Genomic DNA, 3,187 nt, shown 5'->3' with positions numbered 1-3,187 from the left:
GTGCTGCTGCCGGCGCTGCCGCGCGACGCCACCGGCAAGCTGCCGGCGCAACGCCTGGCCGCGCTCGCGGCCGAGCACCTCCAGTAGGCCGCCCGCATGCCTGTCGCGACCGTGCGCATCCCGGCCTCGCACCCGGCCTTCGCGGGGCACTTCCCCGGCCGGCCGATCGTGCCCGGCGTGCTGCTGCTGGCCGAGGTGGTCGAGGCGGTGCGCGCGCACGGCGGCACGCTGGCCCCGCTGCAGGTCGGTGCCGTCAAGTTCGTCGCACCGGTCGGGCCCGATGCCGAGCTGCGCATCGAATGGGATGCGGTCGATGCCGCGGCGACGCGCCTGCGCTTCGAGGTCAGCCAGCTCGTCGACGGGCAGGCCACGCGCTGCGCGAGCGGGCATTTCGACCTGTCGCCGACAGCCCGATGACGACACCCGCCGACGGCACCTGGACCGCCCAGCGCGAGCGCAGCAACCTGTGGACGCTGACGCTGATGCGGCGCATCGCGGTCGGCCTCGGCCGCCCGGTCGCACGCCTGCTGCTCGGCCCGATCGCGCTGTACTTCCTGTGGTTCAGCGGTGCGCCTTCGCGGGCCTCGGCGCAGTACCTGCGACGCGTGCTCGGCCGAGCCCCCACGTTCGGCGAGCGGCTGCGCCACCTGCACGCGTTCGCGTCCACCGTGCTCGACCGCGTCTACCTGCTGCAGGAGCGATTCGACGGCTTCGACATCCGCATCGAGGGCACCGCGTACTTCGACGCCGTGCTCGCGCGCGGCCAGGGCGCGCTGCTGATCGGCGCGCACCTCGGCAGCTTCGAGGTGATGCGCGCGCTCGGCCAGTCGCGCGCCAAGCTGCGTGTCGCGATGGTGATGTACGAAGACAATGCGCGGATGATCAACGCCACGCTGAAGGCGATCGCGCCGGACACGCCGCTGCACATCATCGCGCTCGGGCAGCTCGAGTCGATGCTGCGCTTGCGCAACTGGCTCGACGATGGCGGTGTCGCCGGCCTGCTCGGCGACCGCAGCGTGCCGGGTGCCGCTTCGGCCCGCTCGGTCAGCCACCGCCTGCCCTTCCTCGGCGACGAGGCGACGTTCTCCGACGGCCCGTTCCGGCTCGCCGCGCTGCTGCGCCGGCCGGTCGTTTTCATGACCGGCTTGTACCTCGGCGGCAACCGCTACGAGTTGCGCTTCGTGCCGCTGGCCGACCTGAGCGAGCGACCCACCGGCCGGGAGGCGCAGGATGCGGCCATCGCCGACGTGCAGCGTCGCTACGTGGCACTGCTCGAAACGCTGTGCCGCGAGCACCCGATGAACTGGTTCAACTTCTACGACTTCTGGAAACCATGACATCCCTGCGCAAGCTCGTCTGGTTGATGCTGGCACTGGTGAGCACCGCCACGGGGGCCGCGCCTGCCGACGTGGGCGGCCTGCTGCAGCTGCTGGCCACGGTGAAATCGGGCGAGGCCACCTTCACCGAGCAGCGCCAGGTCACGCTGCAGGACATGACGCGCACGCTCGAATCATCCGGCCGGCTCAGCTTCGCCGCACCCGACACCTTCGTGCGCGAAACGCTGAAGCCGCGCCGCGAGCGCCTGGCCGTCGCCGGCAACACGCTGACGATGAGCCAGGGCAGCCGCAGCCGCAGCGTGCCGCTGGACACCGTGCCCGAAGCGCAGGTGCTGGTCGAGGCGGTGCGCGGCACGCTGACCGGCAACCGCGAGCTGCTCGACCGCCATTTCACGCTGCAGTTCAGCGGCAGCCTCGACCAGTGGACGCTCGAGCTGGTGCCGCGCGAGCCGCTGCTGCGCGAGCAGGTCGCGCGCGTCACCGTGAGCGGCGTGCGGGCCGCGCTGACCGAGGTGCAGGTGCACCTCGCCGGCGGCGACCGCTCGACGATGAAGATCGTCGAGACCCGCGCGCCATGAACCTCCAGGCGCTGCGTCGTCCTGCTGCCTGGGTCTGGCTCGCGGCGATGCTGCTCGGCGCCTGGCTCGCCACGCGCGCCACCTACGTGGCCGACCTGTCGGCCTTCCTGCCGTCGTCGCCGAGTGCCGAGCAGCGCGTGCTGCTCGAGCAGTTGCGCCATGGCGTGACCGCGCGGGTGATGCTGGTCGGCGTGCGCGGCGGCGATGCGGCCTTGCGCGGCGAGGCCTCGCGCGGCCTCGCGACCGCGTTGCGCGCAAGCGGCGATTTCGACAGCGTCAGCAACGGCGACAACCTCGGCGCGCCGAAGGCCGTCGGCGAGCTGCTGATGGCCCACCGCTACCTGCTGAGCCCGGCGGTCGATGCGCAGCGCTTCAGCGTCGACGGGCTGCGCGACGGCATCGCCGACACCACCTCGATGCTCGGCACACCAGCCGGTGCGTGGATCAAGCCGCTGCTGTGGCGCGACCCGACCGGCGAGATGGCGCGTCTCGCCGAAACGCTGCTGCCGTCGGGCGGGCCGCGCGTCGAAGCCGGCGTGTGGGTGTCGCGCAGCCAGCCGCGCGCGCTGTTGGTGGCCATCACGCGCGCCGGCGGTTCCGACCTCGACGGCCAGGCGCAGGCCATCGACGCACTGCACCGGGCCTTCGAACCCTGGGCCGCGCGCGGGCTGTCGCTCGACCTCTCCGGTGCCGGCGTGCTGGGCGTGCAGTCGCGCACGCTGATCAAGGCCGAGGTCGAACGGCTCGCGCTGTGGGACGGCGCGATCGTGCTCGCGCTGCTGCTGCTCGCGTTCGGCTCGCTGAAGGCGCTCGGCATCGCGCTGCTGCCGGTCGCCAGCGGCGTGCTGGCCGGCACCGTCGCGGTGAGCCTGGGCTTCGGCCAGGTGCACGGCATGACGCTCGGCTTCGGCACCACGCTGATCGGCGAGGCGGTCGACTACGCGATCTACTACCTGGTGCAGGCCCGCTCCGCACCGGGCACCGGCGCCGGCGCGCTGCAGTGGCGCCGGCACAACTGGCCGACCGTGCGCTGGGGCCTGCTGACCTCGCTGGCCGGCTTCTCGGCACTGGTGTTCTCCGGCTTCGGCGGGCTGGCGCAGCTCGGCGTGTTCTCGGTGGCCGGGCTGCTGGCGGCGGCGCTGACGACGCGCTACGTGCTGACCGACCTGGCACCGGACGGCGCACCCGGCCTCGGCCTGCGGATGCGCCTCGGCGAGGCCACCGCGCGCATGGCCGGCGCGCTGCCGCGGCTGCGCTGGTTCTGGGGCGGCC

4 protein-coding genes are annotated in these 3,187 nt (G+C 73.0%); all 4 read left to right on the top strand.

Annotated elements, in window-relative coordinates; translation table 11 throughout:
• Positions 1–96: 96 nt before the first annotated feature.
• On the top strand, positions 97–417 hold the full coding sequence (locus ACXJLU_RS32945) for an ApeI family dehydratase (RefSeq protein ID WP_457337940.1): 321 nt from the start codon (positions 97–99) through the stop codon (positions 415–417).
• Positions 414–1,337: a lysophospholipid acyltransferase family protein gene (locus tag ACXJLU_RS32940; RefSeq protein WP_457337939.1), complete on the top strand. Its 924-nt coding sequence runs from the start codon at positions 414–416 to the stop codon at positions 1,335–1,337. Before ACXJLU_RS32945 ends, ACXJLU_RS32940 begins: the two co-directional genes overlap by 4 nt.
• On the top strand, positions 1,334–1,915 hold the full coding sequence (locus ACXJLU_RS32935) for a LolA family protein (RefSeq protein WP_457337938.1): 582 nt from the start codon (positions 1,334–1,336) through the stop codon (positions 1,913–1,915). Before ACXJLU_RS32940 ends, ACXJLU_RS32935 begins: the two co-directional genes overlap by 4 nt.
• Positions 1,912–3,187: MMPL family transporter (locus ACXJLU_RS32930; RefSeq protein ID WP_457337937.1), on the top strand; the 1,276-nt coding region annotated here is incomplete at its 3' end. The genes ACXJLU_RS32935 and ACXJLU_RS32930, both read left to right, overlap by 4 nt.

This window comes from Rhizobacter sp. P5_C2 (assembly GCF_054049715.1).
This window is presented reverse-complemented; position numbering and strand designations above follow the sequence as displayed.